Annotated in this window: 11 protein-coding genes and 1 tRNA gene; 5 read left to right on the top strand and 7 right to left on the bottom strand. The window is 69.4% G+C overall.

What is annotated here, in order from left to right; translation table 11 throughout:
• Positions 1-38 precede the first annotated feature (38 nt).
• The 4 genes from OH735_RS20560 to OH735_RS20545 are packed head-to-tail and all read right to left on the bottom strand — an operon-like array spanning position 39 to position 6304.
• Positions 39-521 carry a hypothetical protein gene (locus OH735_RS20560; RefSeq protein WP_406382970.1) on the bottom strand — a complete coding sequence of 161 codons (483 nt, stop codon included), beginning with the start codon at positions 519-521 and terminating at the stop codon, positions 39-41.
• Positions 509-5308, bottom strand: coding sequence for a putative T7SS-secreted protein (locus OH735_RS20555; RefSeq protein ID WP_406382969.1), 4800 nt, complete (start codon positions 5306-5308; stop codon positions 509-511). Before OH735_RS20555 ends, OH735_RS20560 begins: the two co-directional genes overlap by 13 nt.
• A gap of 2 nt (positions 5309-5310) precedes the next feature.
• Positions 5311-5976: a hypothetical protein gene (locus OH735_RS20550; RefSeq protein WP_406382968.1), complete on the bottom strand. Its 666-nt coding sequence runs from the start codon at positions 5974-5976 to the stop codon at positions 5311-5313.
• Complete coding sequence (locus tag OH735_RS20545) at positions 5966-6304, bottom strand: SseB family protein (RefSeq protein ID WP_406386655.1); 339 nt, start codon at positions 6302-6304, stop codon at positions 5966-5968. Before OH735_RS20545 ends, OH735_RS20550 begins: the two co-directional genes overlap by 11 nt.
• A gap of 600 nt (positions 6305-6904) precedes the next feature.
• On the opposite strand from OH735_RS20545, the gene OH735_RS20540 reads away from it, so the two are divergent.
• A complete protein-coding gene (locus OH735_RS20540; RefSeq protein WP_406386653.1) occupies positions 6905-8137 on the top strand; it encodes an HNH endonuclease in 1233 nt (410 codons plus the stop codon).
• A 54-nt stretch (positions 8138-8191) separates the two neighbouring features.
• Complete coding sequence (locus OH735_RS20535) at positions 8192-8452, top strand: nucleoside triphosphate pyrophosphohydrolase (protein WP_406382967.1); 261 nt, start codon at positions 8192-8194, stop codon at positions 8450-8452.
• Positions 8453-8677: 225 nt separating this feature from the next.
• On the opposite strand, the gene OH735_RS20530 is transcribed toward OH735_RS20535, so the two are convergent.
• Positions 8678-8751, bottom strand: a tRNA-Thr gene (locus tag OH735_RS20530).
• A 179-nt stretch (positions 8752-8930) separates the two neighbouring features.
• Here OH735_RS20530 and OH735_RS20525 point away from each other — a divergent pair.
• The 3 genes from OH735_RS20525 (at position 8931) to OH735_RS20515 (ending at position 11469) form a co-directional block, all read left to right on the top strand.
• Positions 8931-10067 (top strand): ABC transporter ATP-binding protein, encoded by a 1137-nt coding sequence (locus OH735_RS20525; protein ID WP_406382966.1) that lies wholly within the window; start codon positions 8931-8933, stop codon positions 10065-10067.
• A gap of 243 nt (positions 10068-10310) precedes the next feature.
• Positions 10311-10724, top strand: coding sequence for a hypothetical protein (locus OH735_RS20520; protein WP_406382965.1), 414 nt, complete (start codon positions 10311-10313; stop codon positions 10722-10724).
• 34 nt (positions 10725-10758) lie between these two features.
• On the top strand, positions 10759-11469 hold the full coding sequence (locus OH735_RS20515; RefSeq protein ID WP_406382964.1) for an NDP-sugar synthase: 711 nt from the start codon (positions 10759-10761) through the stop codon (positions 11467-11469).
• Between the two features lie 127 nt (positions 11470-11596).
• Here the strand turns inward: OH735_RS20515 and OH735_RS20510 are convergent, their stop codons facing one another.
• Together OH735_RS20510 and rlmB are read right to left on the bottom strand one after the other, a co-directional pair.
• Positions 11597-13282 (bottom strand): DoxX family membrane protein, encoded by a 1686-nt coding sequence (locus tag OH735_RS20510; protein WP_406382963.1) that lies wholly within the window; start codon positions 13280-13282, stop codon positions 11597-11599.
• Positions 13283-13398: 116 nt separating this feature from the next.
• Positions 13399-14355: a 23S rRNA (guanosine(2251)-2'-O)-methyltransferase RlmB gene (gene rlmB / locus OH735_RS20505; RefSeq protein ID WP_406382962.1), complete on the bottom strand. Its 957-nt coding sequence runs from the start codon at positions 14353-14355 to the stop codon at positions 13399-13401.
• Between the last annotated feature and the right edge of the window lie 71 nt (positions 14356-14426).

The raw sequence follows: 14426 nt of genomic DNA, 5'->3' as shown, positions 1-14426 counted from the left end.
CGTCTTTGGATGCCCGGTCCCTCCACCGTGAGCCGCGGTCAGACGGTGCCGGGTTCCTCCAGCGCCACCACGACCATCACCGGAAGATCGGCGTCCTGCTGCATCACACCGGCGGTCAGGATCCGGCCGTCGAGGGTCCACTTCTTCACCGCGATGAACTCGTCCCTGTCCGCCTCCGTCTGCTCGGCCTCGACGAGGTGGCCGGCGAGCGGGGACTCCTCGATCTCGGGCAGGAAGTCGGCCAGCGCCTGCTCCCCCTGCTCGTAGACGGCTTCCACGTCGTCGAAGTAGCCCGACTCGTCGACGTCGCGGATCCAGACGGCGAACGAGACGCTGACCACCCCACCGCCGAACGTCTGGATCCAGCCCCCGACGCCGTCCTTGTCCCACGACGTCTCCACGCCGTCACGGGGCTTACCCCCGGGCGTCCACCCCTGGGCCGTGAACCGCGCCGCCGCACCCTCGGCGGTTAGCGGGGCGATGCCCCTGAGCTCTTCCAGCATTGCGATCACTGCAGCCATGAACTCATTCCACTCATGCCGTTGCCGGGCACGTGATACGCCCTCAGCTGCCCGCTGGCATAGGCCTCGGGGAAGGCCTTGGACAGCACTTCGTTCACATGCGCGGCACCCCATTCATTGGACACCATATAGCGGACCCCCTTGCCTCCGAGATCCTCGTTGAGGGCGAGCAGCTTGTCGGTCTGCTGGGTGAGCCGGCTCTCGTCGTAATACTTGAAATCGGGGTTGTACGGGGACTTCTTCCATTCGGGAAGGTTGTCACCGCCGGTCCACTTCGCCTCCGTGATCCAGCCGTCCCGCGGGCCGCCGTCGACGTGGACCTCCCGACCGTCCGGCAGGATCCACTGCTGCTCGTAGCTCTGGTCGGTGACGAGCCGCTGGTACCGGAACGACGGGCGTTCGAGCATCTTGTCCGTCAGCCAGCCCAAGCCTTTGAACTGCGAGTACGGCGACAGGCCGAGGGGGTCGCAGACGGTGAACGGGTTGTGCACATAGGCGACCGGATTCGGCGCGGGGCCGAGGCCGAGGGGGTCCGGGGAGGTGTAACGACCGGTCTCCGGGTCATAGTGGCGGAAGAGGTTGTAGTGGAGACCAGTCTCCGGGTCGTAGTACTGGCCGGGAAAACGCAGCGGGGTGTAAGCCGTGCTGGAGCGGGCCCAGGCAGTAGTGCCCCAGAGGGTGCTCCTGGCGTGCCAGGCTATCTCGCCGGACTCGTCGACCAATTCGGTGGGTGTTCCCACGAGGTCAGTGGCGATGGCGAAGAACCGGCGGTCGATCTCCTCCTGCCGGCTGTCCGGGGTGAGGAGGCGTTCCGTCTGGGACAGCGGCACCAGGCCGCGGTGGTCCCAGGTGAGGGCGACCACGTGTGGCAGGCCCGGTGTGTGGACCGTCTGTTCGCACAGGGTCGTGCCGTCCCAGGAGAAGCGGACCTCCTCTGCGACCCTCTCGCCGTCGTCGGCGAGGCGCTGCTTTGCGGTGCGGCGGCCCAGGGGGTCGTAGAGATAGCGCCAGCGGGTGCCGTCGGGGGTGACCACGGCCGCGAGACGGTCCTCCGCGTCCCACTCGTAGCGCCAGGTGTCGGGCTTGCGCGACAGGCGGGTTTTCTGGCGCAGGGTCACGCGGCCGAGGGCGTCGTGTTCGAAGCGGACGTTGCCGGCCCTGGTGACGGAGGTTCCGGTGTAGGAGCGGGGGCCGGTGGCGTCGTGGCCGGGGTGTGAGCCGGGCCAGGAGGCCGCCGTCTGATTGCCTGCGGCGTCGTAGGCGTAGCGCTCGGTCCACCCCTCGGCCTGGACCGCGTTGACCCGTCCAGACGCGTCCAGGTCGAAGGTGCGGGAGCCTGACAGATCGTCGGTTATGGAGGTGAGATGGCCGTCGGCGCGGTGGGCGTAGTGTCGGTGGTTGAGGGAACGGCCCCGGATCGTCAGGTGCTGGGCGCAGATCCTTCCGGCCTCGTCCCAGGCGGAGGCCAGGGTGAGGGATCCGCCGAAGACGCGCTCGAGTTCCCGGCCGGCCGCATCGTGGGTGAAGGCGATCTCGCGGCCGCCGCTGGTTATCCGGGCGGCACGGCCGGCGGCGTCGTAGCCGTACTCGGTGATCGCGCCGGTGGGGGTGATGCGGCGGGCCCGGCGGCCCAGGGTGTCGTAGGTATAGCTCATGGCGCGGCCGTCGACGAGTTCGGTCTTGGTCCGGCCACGCCGGTCGTACGCGTAGAGGATCTCGCTGTCCGGTCCGGCCGCGTGCAGCAGGCGTCCGGCACGGTCGTACGCGTAGGTGGTCACCTTGCCCGCCACGTCCTTGCGGACCGCTTGGCCGAGCTGGTCGTAGGTGTAGGACACGGTCCGGCCGAGTGCGTCGGACCGGGCGGTGAGCTGCCCGGCGGCGTCGTGTCGGTAGGTGAGGGTGCGGCCGTCGAAGTCCGTCTCGGAAGCGAGCCGGCCGGCGGCGTCGTACGTGTAGGACCAGGTGCCGTGCGGGCCGGTGACCCGGATCAGCCGCAGGTCTGCGTCGTGCTCGAACGTGTGGCGGGTGCCGTCGGGCCCGGTGCGGGTGGTGAGCAGGTCGAAGTGCGTGTAGTCGAAGCGGGATATGCCGTCGGCCAGGCCGGTATGGCTGAGGGGATTCCCCTCGCCGTCGTACGTCCACGACTCGGTGGCACCGTCCGGGGCGACACGGCGGGCGAGATTGCCGTCCTCGTCCAGGGCGACCCGGGTGACGTTGCCCACCGGGTCGACGGTACGCACGATCCGGCCCAGGGCGTCACGTTCCAGTCGGGTGGTGCCGCCGGTCGGGTCGGTCACTGCCACCGGCAGCCCCGCGGCGTCGCAGCGCACGGTGGTGGTGGTGGCGCCGAGCGCGTCGGTGACGGCGGTCAGCCTGCCTCGCCCGTCGTAGGCATACCGGGTGGTGGCCCCGGCCGGGTCGGTGACGGCGGTGCGGTTGCCGTACTCGTCGAATTCCTGGAGCCAGCGGGCACCGTCCGGCCCGCGGAACTCCGTGGACAACCCCGACGGGTCGCGCACGGTGCGCAGTTCGCTCCCGTCCGGGCGAGTGACGGCGAGCAGGCGGTCGTCCTCGTCGTGGGCGAAGGCGGTGGTGCGGCCCAGTGGATCGGTGCGGGTCAGGGTGTTGCCGCGAGCGTCGTAGGTGAAGCGGGTGGTGTGGCCGAGCGGATCGGTGGTGGCCACCACCCGGCAGTGGCGATCGATCCGGTGCCGGGTCGTGTGTCCACCAGCCGTGGTGAGGCTAGTGGTGCGAAGACCGGTCTCCGGGTCGGGTTCTGTGTAGGTGAGGGTGATCTGGATGTGGCCGGCCTGACCGCCTTCGGCGATGACGCGGTCGCGGTCGTCGTAGGTGTAGTCGTAGCGGCTGTTGTTGGAGTCGATCCAGGCGGTGACGCGGCGGCGGTCGTCGTGGACAAAGGTGGTGGTAGCGCCGGACGGCTTGACGACGGCGGTGAGGTTTCCGTCCTCGTAGCCGTATCGCATCAGAGGAAGGCCCGCCCCGTTCTTTCCCGCTCCCACCAGGGACAGGGCCGCGACCCGGCCGTCGCTCACCACTACGGCCACCCGACGGCCTGCAGAACAGGTCAGGGCGAGCGGGGTGCCGTTTTCGCTACGTTCTACGGCCCACCAGTTGCCGTGGCGGTCTTCGACCCGGTCCAGCCAAGCGTCGCCGTCGCCGCCCGGTTCGCAGTCGGCCGGGGCGGTGAAGTGCCGGACCAGACCCGTGCCGGAATCGGTGACGGTGTAGTCGCCGTCCGTTTCACGGGACAGCAGTGTGCGGGCGGTCCCGGACTCCGGCTTGGTCGGGGTGCCTGGGGCGGGGTGCGGATAGGGGATCAGGAGGCCGTCGGCGGTGACGTGGACGACGCCGACCGCGTCGATCTCCAGGCGCTCGTCGACGGTGGAGGTCCAGGATGGGCCAAGGAACCGGCCTGCCAACAGGCCGGACTCGGTGCGGCGGGTGAAGACCAGCGGCAGGGTTCCCGGCAACACCAGGTCGGTCTGGGGCAGGAACATCCGTCCCGAGGCGAGGTCGACCGGGTCGGTGCCGGAAACGAGGCGGTGCCCGTCGGGGCGGTTGTGAGTGCCGTTGGGGACGTTGTCGAGCAACCTGCGGACCCGGGAGGCCTTTGCCATGTCCGCGGCGAGGCGGACACCCTTGACGACGGACCCGCCACCGCCGGTGGCCACGGTCAGTGCCGCGTCGGGCAGCAGCCGACCGAATCCTTCCGCAGGGTCCTTCATGAAGTCGCTGATCATCTGCTTGCCGGTGCCGACCGGGTCGTTGGCGGCGACCACCAGGCCGGCGGCAAGACTGTTTAGGCTGGTGGCGTACTCGGCGGGGTGGGTGATGTTGTACGGGTCCAGCGGATTGATCCCCCGGACGAAGTTCACCAGCCCCGCGGTGCCCTTGATGACGCCGCCGCCGACGTGGTCGTTGATGATCTGCCACTCCTGCAGACCGTCGCCCACCTGTTGTGCGTACAACGGCTTTTCCGGGGCCATGTCACGGGCGCCGCGGACCGCGGCACGGGCGGTCTCCGCAGCAGTGTTCCGCTGTTCACGGGCCTGGGCAAGGAGTTCCTGCGCGTCCCGCATCAGCGATTTGCCCGGGTCGTCGAACGTCGGCGCGGGACAGGGCGGCAAAGTACCGGGGTTGCGCTTTTCTGGGGCCTGTGCTTTGTAACGGTCCACGGCCTTGTTGTAGTCGTCGATCCGCTTGAGGTGTGCGTCGGCCGCGTCCTGGGAGGCTTTGACGCCCTCCTTCCACACGTCGATCGCCGTCTGCGCCTGGTTCTGCGCCCAGGTGACGGTGTAGGCGAACGCCTCCAGCGCGGCGGCCGCCTTCTCGCAGGCATCGGAGCCGGTGAACCACTTCGGCGGCTGGGTACTCACCGCGGTGCGCAGCGCATCGGCCGTCTCACCCTTCAGCCGAGAGGAGTCGAGACCCTTCAACCCGCCGCCGGCATCGTCGAACGCCTTCCGAAAGGAACGGAGTTGCTCCGCAGTGGAGTGGATCTTGCTGGGGCTGCCGTACACCAGCTTGGTCTTGTCCTCGGTCTGCCCGAGGTCCATCTCCTCGACATCGGCGCCCATCCGGTTCGCCACCGAACGCGACTGTTCCCGCACCCAGTCCGAACCTGATTCCCAGCCCACGTCGTCCAGCCGGTCCGCCGTCCAGTTCCCGGCGTCCTCGACCCGGTTGCCGACCCACTCGACACCGCCCTCGACCGCGTCCTCAACCGAGTCCGGCGTGATGTCCCTGATGAAATCCCCGACGCCCATCTTCAGTCGTCCCCGCCCGTGTTCGACTCGCCCTGTTGCTGTGCCTGCTGGGCACGTTCCTCGGGCGACGGCCCGAACGTGTCGTCCAGTGCCCGGTCCCATTGGCCGTCACTGAGGCCGAGCTCGGTCTTGAGCCTCTCCGACACCTGATCGCCCGCCCCTTCGGTGAGAACGGTGCGGCCGGTGTCCTTCCAGGTCTGCTCCATGTCCTGGCCGGCCTTTTCGAACGACTCGGCGCTCCAGTCCGGGTCCAGGTAGTCAGGGGTGAAGATGTCACCCCAGTTCTGCTGGGAGATGTCCTCCTCGTCGGCGTGCGGGTTGCCGCCCATCACTGCGCTGACGCCGACCTTGAAGGAGCCCTCAACGTACTGGTCGTGCTCCCACTGCGTGCCCGCCGCCAGCCCGAGACGGTCCGCGAGCGCGCTCGCGTCGCTCACCAGGGCGCGCACCCCCCACTCCCACCGTTCGCAGAAGTCCTCGAAATCTACCGACAGCCCGCGATGCCCGGCCTCCATGCCCGTCATGGCCAGACCCGAAAACCCCTTGCCCATCACCGACCCGGTGGCGCCGCCGAGTTCGCCGAGTTGATCAATGGTCGCGCCCACACCCTGCGTGAACTTCGCCACCGACGCCTGGTCGAAAGCGAGGTCCGACCCGTCACCGCTCACGGCCGCCCCCCTCCTCCGCCGCGCCGGAGTCGACCGCGACGCCGTCCGGAACGATTCCGGTGACCGGCGGGAAGAACATCGCCCCGTCTTCGTCGGCGATATCCACAGCGAGCCCGGCGGGTTCGTCCAAAGCCGACACGATCTCATCCACGATCCGCGCCCCGAGCAGCGCGACGTAGTCCATCGGACGATCACCCGGACCGTGGTGAACGGCGAAGCGAGCCAGCGCCGTCTCGTCCGTGAACGCGCAGATCCACCGAACACCGCCCGATCGGGCGCTCCACAGACCGGGTTCGGCCGACGGGACCAGAAGAACCGTGCGACGCATCTCACCAACTAACGCCCGTGGATCGCCAACTCCCGCCCGTTGCTCGGATATTCGTTGGGCGAGCACGGTCCTCGGCTGTCCCACGGGTTCTCCCTTGTCCTGGTCGGCTGATGGCACCGTAGAACAGAACGAGTGTGCGGGTGGGAGGGTTCTCGCACGTCCACGCACCACAGCCCCCCAGCCTCATGGACATGAACACCTGCTGATGTCCCACCGAGACGGTCGAGTGGGGGGGCCTTGCCGACGTCCGACGACGACACGTCCCGTCCTCTTGAGTACGGAAGGAGCTCGGGTCGGGGTCCACGCTCGGCAACGCCATCTCATCGGTCCACACCGGCGAAGCCTCAGTGAAGGACGCGATCGTGTACGCGGCCGTCCACGGCTGGTAAGAGGGGCATATCCAGGGCGAGGACGAATACCCCGGGTGCGACTTCCGGGGCGGGCTGCCCAAGCACAGCAATCGCGGCTGACCACTCCGGAATGCCGAGGAGCGCCACCGATGCGTCGGTGGCGGGCTACATCTCGGGCCTCCTGGACGCCACCCTCCGTCGCCGACGCCGCTCGCGCGATGCCGTACCTACAGCTCGTCACTGATTGTCGGTGACGTCACCTACTGTTCACCGCATGGCATTGGCGGACATCACAGGCTCAGAGATCACCAAAGCAATCGAGGAATGCGACCGCCTCGGCCGCGAGAGGTTTCTCCGTGCCCATGGGTTCAAGCGCGCTCAGCGCTACTTCCTCTCTCACAACGGCAGGCTTTACGACTCCAAGGCGATCGTCGGCGTGGCGCACGGGTACCTCCTCGACCAGGGACCATTTGAGGCGAAAGCTTTCTCCGGTGGCGCAGACCACGCCGTTGCTCTGCTGCGCAGGCTCAGTTTCGCCGTCGTGGACGGTCCCGGCGCGGAGTCGGAGGCGTACAAGGAACTCCTCAGCCGTGTCCACAAGCTGAAGGTGAATCGTTCCTCCGGCCGCCCTCTCCTCTACCAGCCGATCACCTTGCTCTGGGCCATTGGACGGGCTCGCCGCGGAGACGAACGGCTTCTTTCCTGGAGCGCCACGGTGGAAGCAGTCCGCAGCCTGCTGGAACAGCACGGCATGCGAAGGGAGCGCCCGCGCCCCGACTATCCTGTCGCCGCCCTGTACCACGCCGGCCTCTGGGCACTGCACGACCACTCGGACCCGGTGCCCACCGCCCACGGAGATTCCACGTTGAGACGATGGTTCGCCGACAACCATCCCCGCGGCGGTCTCGTCGAGCCGACCTACGACCTGCTGCGCCGCTCCGGCGAAGCCCGCGTCGCCGTGATCGACACACTGCTGTCCGCCTACTTCGACGGCCTGGACTACGGGCCACTCCTCCACCGTGTCGGGCTGTACGACGATGAGATAGCGGACGACCTCGCCACCGACGGCGCCAAGCCGCTGCCTCCGGTAGTCACGGCAGCCCAGTACGACCGGCTGTGCCGGATCGTCGAGCACCGCGAGGGCGAGAATCGAGACAGGCGCACGCCCGACACCTCATACAACCCATTCCGGTCGGGGACAGCCAGACGGGCAGTGCTCTTGCGTAGCAAGGGAGTCTGCGAGAACCCGAACTGCACTGGTCAACCTGCCGATGTGACGAGCAAGGGCGCACCGATACTCGAAGTCGATCACGTCATGGACCTTGCCTGCGGTGGGCGCGACCACCCCAGCCAGATGGTTGCACTGTGCCCGAACTGCCACGCAATCAAGACCCGCGGCCGGAGCCGCGAGGAACTCCGCGAAGTGTTGCTTGAGGTGGCACAGGAGCGTCACACCCACTGGACTACGTTCGAGGATGACTGATGGCAGATGGCAAGCTCGTGCGAGACCTAATTCCTCAGATCATCCGCGAGAGCGGTGCGGAGCCGATGGTCTACGTTGCTGGCCCATGAAGAGTACCGGGAGCGCCTGCGCCATAAACTCAGGGAGGAGGTAGCCGAGTTCCTTTCAGCTGACGACTCCGCTGTTGCCGAGGAGCTGGCAGACGTTCTCGAAGTGGTTCACGCACTTGCCCTCGACCTTGGCATTAAGCCGGGCCACCTGGAAGAACTCCGAGCGCAGAAGGCCGAGGCCAGAGGTGGCTTCGCTGGCAGAGTCGTTTGGACCGGCAATGCCTGAGCCTGCTGTGACAGCTTGCCGGCTCCGAGGAGCCTTGCCGATCCGATGAGCGGCGCCGTCGCGTTGCCTCCCGCGCATCCCGCCGCACAGGCGCTGCGCTCATGCGCTCCCCTCGCGCACCCCGTGGCTTCGGTGGCACGATCCGAGCCGGCAGCGTCCGCCGACAGCGCCCCACCGGACAAGGAAAAAGCCAGGTCAGAGAGTGTCTGACCTGGTCCTTCCCAGAGCCCCCTGTCGGATTCGAACCGACGACCTACGCATTACAAGTGCGTTGCTCTGGCCAGCTGAGCTAAGGAGGCGTGCCGGAGCAGTGTAACCAACACCGCTCCCTGTTCGGTCCCCGAATTTCGCGCCCCTCGAACTACTGACAGATTTCACATGGCCAGGTAGCGTCGCCGAGGATTCACCCAAGTGGACCAGACCACTCCCTTACTCGGATCGTCCGGCACGTTCCTGCCGGTGGAGGAGAAGATTCTGCATGGCCAGTGTCACGTTCGACAAGGCGTCCCGCGTCTACCCCGGCTCCACGAAGCCGGCCGTGGACCAGCTCGAGATCGACATCGCGGACGGTGAGTTCCTCGTCCTCGTCGGTCCTTCCGGTTGTGGCAAGTCGACCTCCCTGCGCATGCTCGCGGGTCTTGAGGACGTCAACGGCGGCGCGATCCGCATCGGTGACCGCGACGTCACGCACCTGCCCCCGAAGGACCGGGACATCGCCATGGTGTTCCAGAACTACGCGCTCTATCCGCACATGACCGTCGCGGACAACATGGGCTTCGCGCTCAAGATCGCCGGTGTGAACAAGACGGAGATCCGGGCGAAGGTCGAAGAGGCCGCCAAGATGCTGGACCTCACCGAGTACCTGGACCGCAAGCCGAAGGCGCTCTCCGGTGGTCAGCGTCAGCGTGTCGCGATGGGCCGTGCCATCGTGCGTGAGCCGCAGGTCTTCCTCATGGACGAGCCGCTGTCGAACCTCGACGCCAAGCTGCGTGTCTCCACGCGTACGCAGATCGCCTCGCTCCAGCGCCGTCTGGGCATCACGACCGTTTACGTCACGCACGACCAGGTCGAGGCCCTGACCATGGGTGACCGTGTCGCGGTCCTCAAGGACGGTCTGCTCCAGCAGGTCGACTCGCCGCGCAACATGTACGACAAGCCGGCGAACCTCTTCGTGGCCGGCTTCATCGGCTCCCCGGCCATGAACCTGGTCGAGGTCCCGATCACCGACGGTGGCGTGAAGTTCGGCAACAGCGTCGTCCCGGTCTCCCGCGAGGCGCTCTCCGCCGCCGCGGAGAAGGGCGACACGACCGTCACGGTCGGCATCCGCCCCGAGCACTTCGACATCGTCGAGCACGGCGGCGCCGCCGCGAAGTCGCTCTCGAAGGACAGCGCCGACGCCCCGGCCGGTCTGGCCGTCTCGGTCAACGTCGTCGAGGAGCTCGGCGCCGACGGCTTCGTCTACGGCTCCGCGCGGGTCGGCGGCGAGGACAAGGACCTGGTCGTCCGTGTCGGCGGCCGTGCCGTTCCGGAGAAGGGCACCAAGCTGCACGTCGTGCCGCGCCCGGACGAGCTGCACGTCTTCTCCACCTCGACGGGCGAGCGTCTCACCGACTGACGTCCCGCGCCCCGCGCACACGCACACGCACGCGCACCACAGCGGCCCCGCACGTTCTCCGTGCGGGGCCGTTCGCGCGCCGCGTGGCGTGTCCGGGTTTGAATCCGCAGGGTGCCGGATTCCCCGGCACACCGGGCATTTCACCGCGGTCCGTCAACACGCGATTCGAAAGGCACCCTCGAACCATCCCCCGCAAGGGTGACGAAATGTCGCCAAATCATCACTGGCCGCTACGCTCGCTGCGTGACCCACACCGCTCGCCGCATCGGCCGATCCCTCGCTTTCGTACTGCCCGTCGTGATGGTCCTTTCCGGGACCCTCGCCGTCACCAGCGTGCCGTGGGCAGCGCACAACTCCGAGTCCCGGGTCCTGGCCGCGTCGGCTCAGGACGTGTCGAAGCGCGCCAAGTCGCGCACCCCGCAGGACGTCCTGCGGGACCGGCTGCTGCTGGAGCTCCGGGCGAAGGACCCGGGTGTCGCGCTGACGGACCTGCAGCGTTCCGTCGAGGCCCGTCCCTCGCTCGCCCGGCACTGCATGTCGATCGCGAGGGCGCTGGGCCGCGCGGCGGTCGAGCAGTACGGTCCGACACGCGCCCACCGGTTCTCGCGTCCCGTCTGCGACACGTCGTTCGCCTCGGGCGTCGCCCGGTTCAGCTGACCGGCCGGTCCGGGCACGGCATATCGTGCCTGGCATGCATACGTATCCGACGCAGGCCGTGATCCTGGCAGGTGGCCAGGGATCACGGCTGCGCCCGTACACCGACGACCGCCCCAAGCCGATGGTCGAGATCCCGGGCACCGGGACTCCGATCATCGGCCATCAGCTTTCCTGGCTGGCCGCCGAGGGCGTGACCGACGCCGTGGTGTCGTGCGGTCATCTGGCCGAGGTGCTGCAGGAGTGGCTGGACTCGGCGGTGCTGCCGCTACGCGTGACGACCGTCGTGGAGTCCGAGCCCCTGGGCCGCGGTGGCGGGCTGAAGTACGCCGCCGCCCGGCTGCCCGATCCGGGCGAGCCCTGGTACGCCACCAACGGCGACATCTGGACGCGCTTCTCGCTGCGCGAGATGGCCGCGTTCCACGCCGAGCGCGACGCCACCGCCACCCTGGCCCTGGCCCGTCCCCGGATCCCGTGGGGTGCCGTGGAGACGGACGCGTTCGGGCACATCACCGACTTCATCGAGTCGCCGCCGTCCCCGTATCTGATCAACGCCGGTGTGTACGTCTTCTCGCCGACGTTCACGACGCTGCTGCCGGACCGGGGCGACCACGAGCGGACGACGTTCCCGCGGCTGGCCCGCGAGCGCAGGCTGGCCGGGTACCCGTTGCCGCACGGGGCGTACTGGCGGGCCATCGACACGGCGAAGGACCTGACCGAGGCCGCCAAGGAGCTCGACGGGCGGTAGCAGTGGCAGGAGCGAGAGCCCCGGCGGGCGACGAGGACGAAGGGGCGGTCACCGGATACGTGTCTGGTGACCGCCCCTTCGTCGTGTGCCGGCCTGCGGCTCAGCTTCGTCGTGTGCCGGCCCTGGCTCAGCCGAGCAGGCCGCCGATGGGGTTCTGCCCGCCGCCGGAGGTCCCGCCGGAGGTCCCGCCGGTGGAGCCGCCGCCGTTGTCCGTGCCGCCGCCGCCCGTGGAGCCGCCGCCGGTGCCGGTTGAGCCGGAGGAGCTCGGGCCGGAGCTGCTGGAGAACGGGGGCTGCTGCGGAGTCGTCTGCTGCGGGGGCTGCTGGACGGTGCCCTGGGTCTGGCTGGGCTGTCCCGCACCGGCCCCCGCTTGGCCGGACTCGCGGACGGCGCCCGCGGCGGGCGTGGACTCCTTGGTGGAGGGAGTGGTGGCGGCACCGCTGCGGGAGGGTGCGGGGCGTTGCCCGGCGGGCGTGTGGGAGGCCCGGCCGCTGCGGGATTCCTGCGGGAGCGGGGAGCCGGGCAGCTGGTTGGTCGGGTTGCCGTTCGGGCCGGGCACGGTGACGACCTCGGAGGAGCGGACCGCGCCACCGAGCATGGAGCCCACGAGCAGAGTGAGGCCGGCGACGACCGTGGCGACGACGGCCCCCCGCCGGAGCACCCGGCGGCGCAGGTCCCAGATCGCGGAGCGCGGGCCGAGCCTGCGCCATGCCTCACCGGCGAGGCGTCCGTCGACGGAGTAGACGGGGGCGCCCGCGATGATGAGCGGGCTCCAGGCGGCGAGGTAGATGATGTCCGGCGTGTCGTAGGCGGCGACGGTACGCCAGCTGACGGTGACCAGCAGGGCGGCGGAGAGGAGAGCACCGAAGGAGGCGGCGACCCGCTGCCAGAGGCCGAGGACGGTGAGGACGCCGACGACTACCTGCAGGAAGGCGACGGTCAGGCCGGCGCCGACGGGGTGCGAGAGCGCGAAGTCGCGGAGCGGCTCGGCCAGTGCCCAGGGGTGCAGCGAGGTCAGCCACTTGACCATCGAGCCGCGCTCGCCGCCGTCGAAGTAGACGGGGTCGCACAGCTTGCCCATGCCGGCGTAGATCGAGATGAAGCCGAGGAAGATCCGCAGGGGCAGGAGCACGACGCCGAGGTTCATCCGGCGGCCGGGGTAGTACGCGTGCCGTACGGAGTCGTTGCCGTGGCGTGGGCCGCGGGCCTCGGTGCTGTCGTCGTAGTCGTCCTCGTCGTACGCGTCGTCCCGGTCGTAGGCTCCCCGGCCGTACGGTCCGGGGTCGACGGGGTCGTAGGCGCCGACCGCCCGGCGCATGGGCGGCAGCAGGGGGCCGTTGCCGTGGCGGCCCGGCCGGCGGGGTGCGGTGATGACGGGGTTGGGCTGGGTCTCTTCGAGGCGCTCGATGACCTGGGTGCCGCCCGTGCCGAGCCCGCCGTCGAACTCGTGGCCCGCGTGGGCGGGTTGGGGCACATAGGGGTCGTAGGGGTCGTACGCGGTGGCCGGGCGGCCCGCGGTGGAGTTCCGTACGGCCTGGAGGAGTCCGGTGGCGCCGGGGTCGCCGGGGGCGGACCTGCCGCTCCATACGACGGGCGAGCGCCTGCCGCGCGCCGCTCCGGTGCCGCCGCTCATGGCGGGGATCCTGGGCACGCCGACGGGGGCCAGACCGCGCAGCCGCGCGCGCTGGCCGTGGGCGAGCTGCACCCGGAAGCTGGCGTGGTTGACGATGACCTGCGCGGGGTCGCAGTCCACCTTGGTCATGCTCAGGGCGGGTTGTTCGTCGAACCGAGGCGTTCTGGTGTCCACACTCATCTAACCGAGTGATGTGTGTTTAGGACACTGCCTTGACGGGCCCGAAGTGTCCGAGGCCCGTCAATGGCCTCCGGCAGGGGGGCGCCCCGGTCGGCCGCCCCCCGTCCGGGTGTACGTCAGGCCCGGCGCCGCGCGACCTCGTAGAGGACGATCCCGGCCGCGACACCCGCGTTCAGCGACTCCGCGCCGCCCGGCATCGAGATGCGGACCCGGTAGTCGCAGGTCTCGCCGACGAGGCGGCCGAGGCCCTTGCCCTCGCTGCCGATGACGATGACGACGGGACCGGCGAGTGCCTCCAGGTCCTCGACGGTGTGCTCGCCGTCCGCGGCGAGGCCGACGACGGTGATGCCGGCCTTCTGGTAGCCCTCCAGGGCGCGGGTCAGGTTCGTCACCCGGGAGACCGGCGTACGGGCCGCCGTGCCCGCGGAGGACTTCCAGGCGCCCGCGGTCATCCCGGCCGCGCGCCGCTCCGGCACGACCACGCCGTGGCCGCCGAACGCGGAGACGGAGCGGACGATCGCGCCCAGGTTGCGCGGGTCGGTGACGCCGTCGAGGGCGACGATCAGCGGGTCCTCGCCGTTGTCGTACGCGGCGGCGGTGAGGTCCTCCGGGTGCGCGTACTCGTAGGGCGGGACCTGGAGGACGAGGCCCTGGTGGTTCAGGCCGTTCGTCATCCGGTCCAGTTCGGGGCGCGGGGCCTCCATCAGGTTGATGTTGCCGCGCTCACCGGCGAGCTGGAGCGCGTCGCGGACCCGCTCGTCGTTGTCGATGTACTGCTGGACGTACAGGGTCGTCGCCGGGACGCCGTCGCGCAGGGCCTCGTAGACGGGGTTGCGGCCGACGACCATCTCGGACGTGCCCTTGGCGCCGCCGCGCCGGGGGGCGGGGCGGCGGGCCGCGGCCTGCTTGGCCTGGGCGTTGGCGATGCGGTTCTTCTTGTGTCCCTTGCGGGCGGAGGCGGGCGGCGTCGGGCCCTTGCCTTCGAGGCCACGGCGTCGCTGCCCACCGCTGCCGACCTGCGCGCCCTTCTTGTTGGACGTGCGGCGGTTCCTGCGCTGGCTGTTCCCGGCCATGACCTACCTGTTTCGTTGCTTCTCAGACGCGCGAAGACGTGCGTACGTATAAGTGAAGTGTGCCGCCCGGA

Origin of the sequence: Streptomyces sp. NBC_01618 (genome assembly GCF_045209435.1) — a bacterium.
GTDB lineage: Bacteria > Actinomycetota > Actinomycetes > Streptomycetales > Streptomycetaceae > Streptomyces.
Note: the sequence above shows the minus strand (reverse complement) of the source record. Positions and strands in the feature narration are given on the sequence as shown.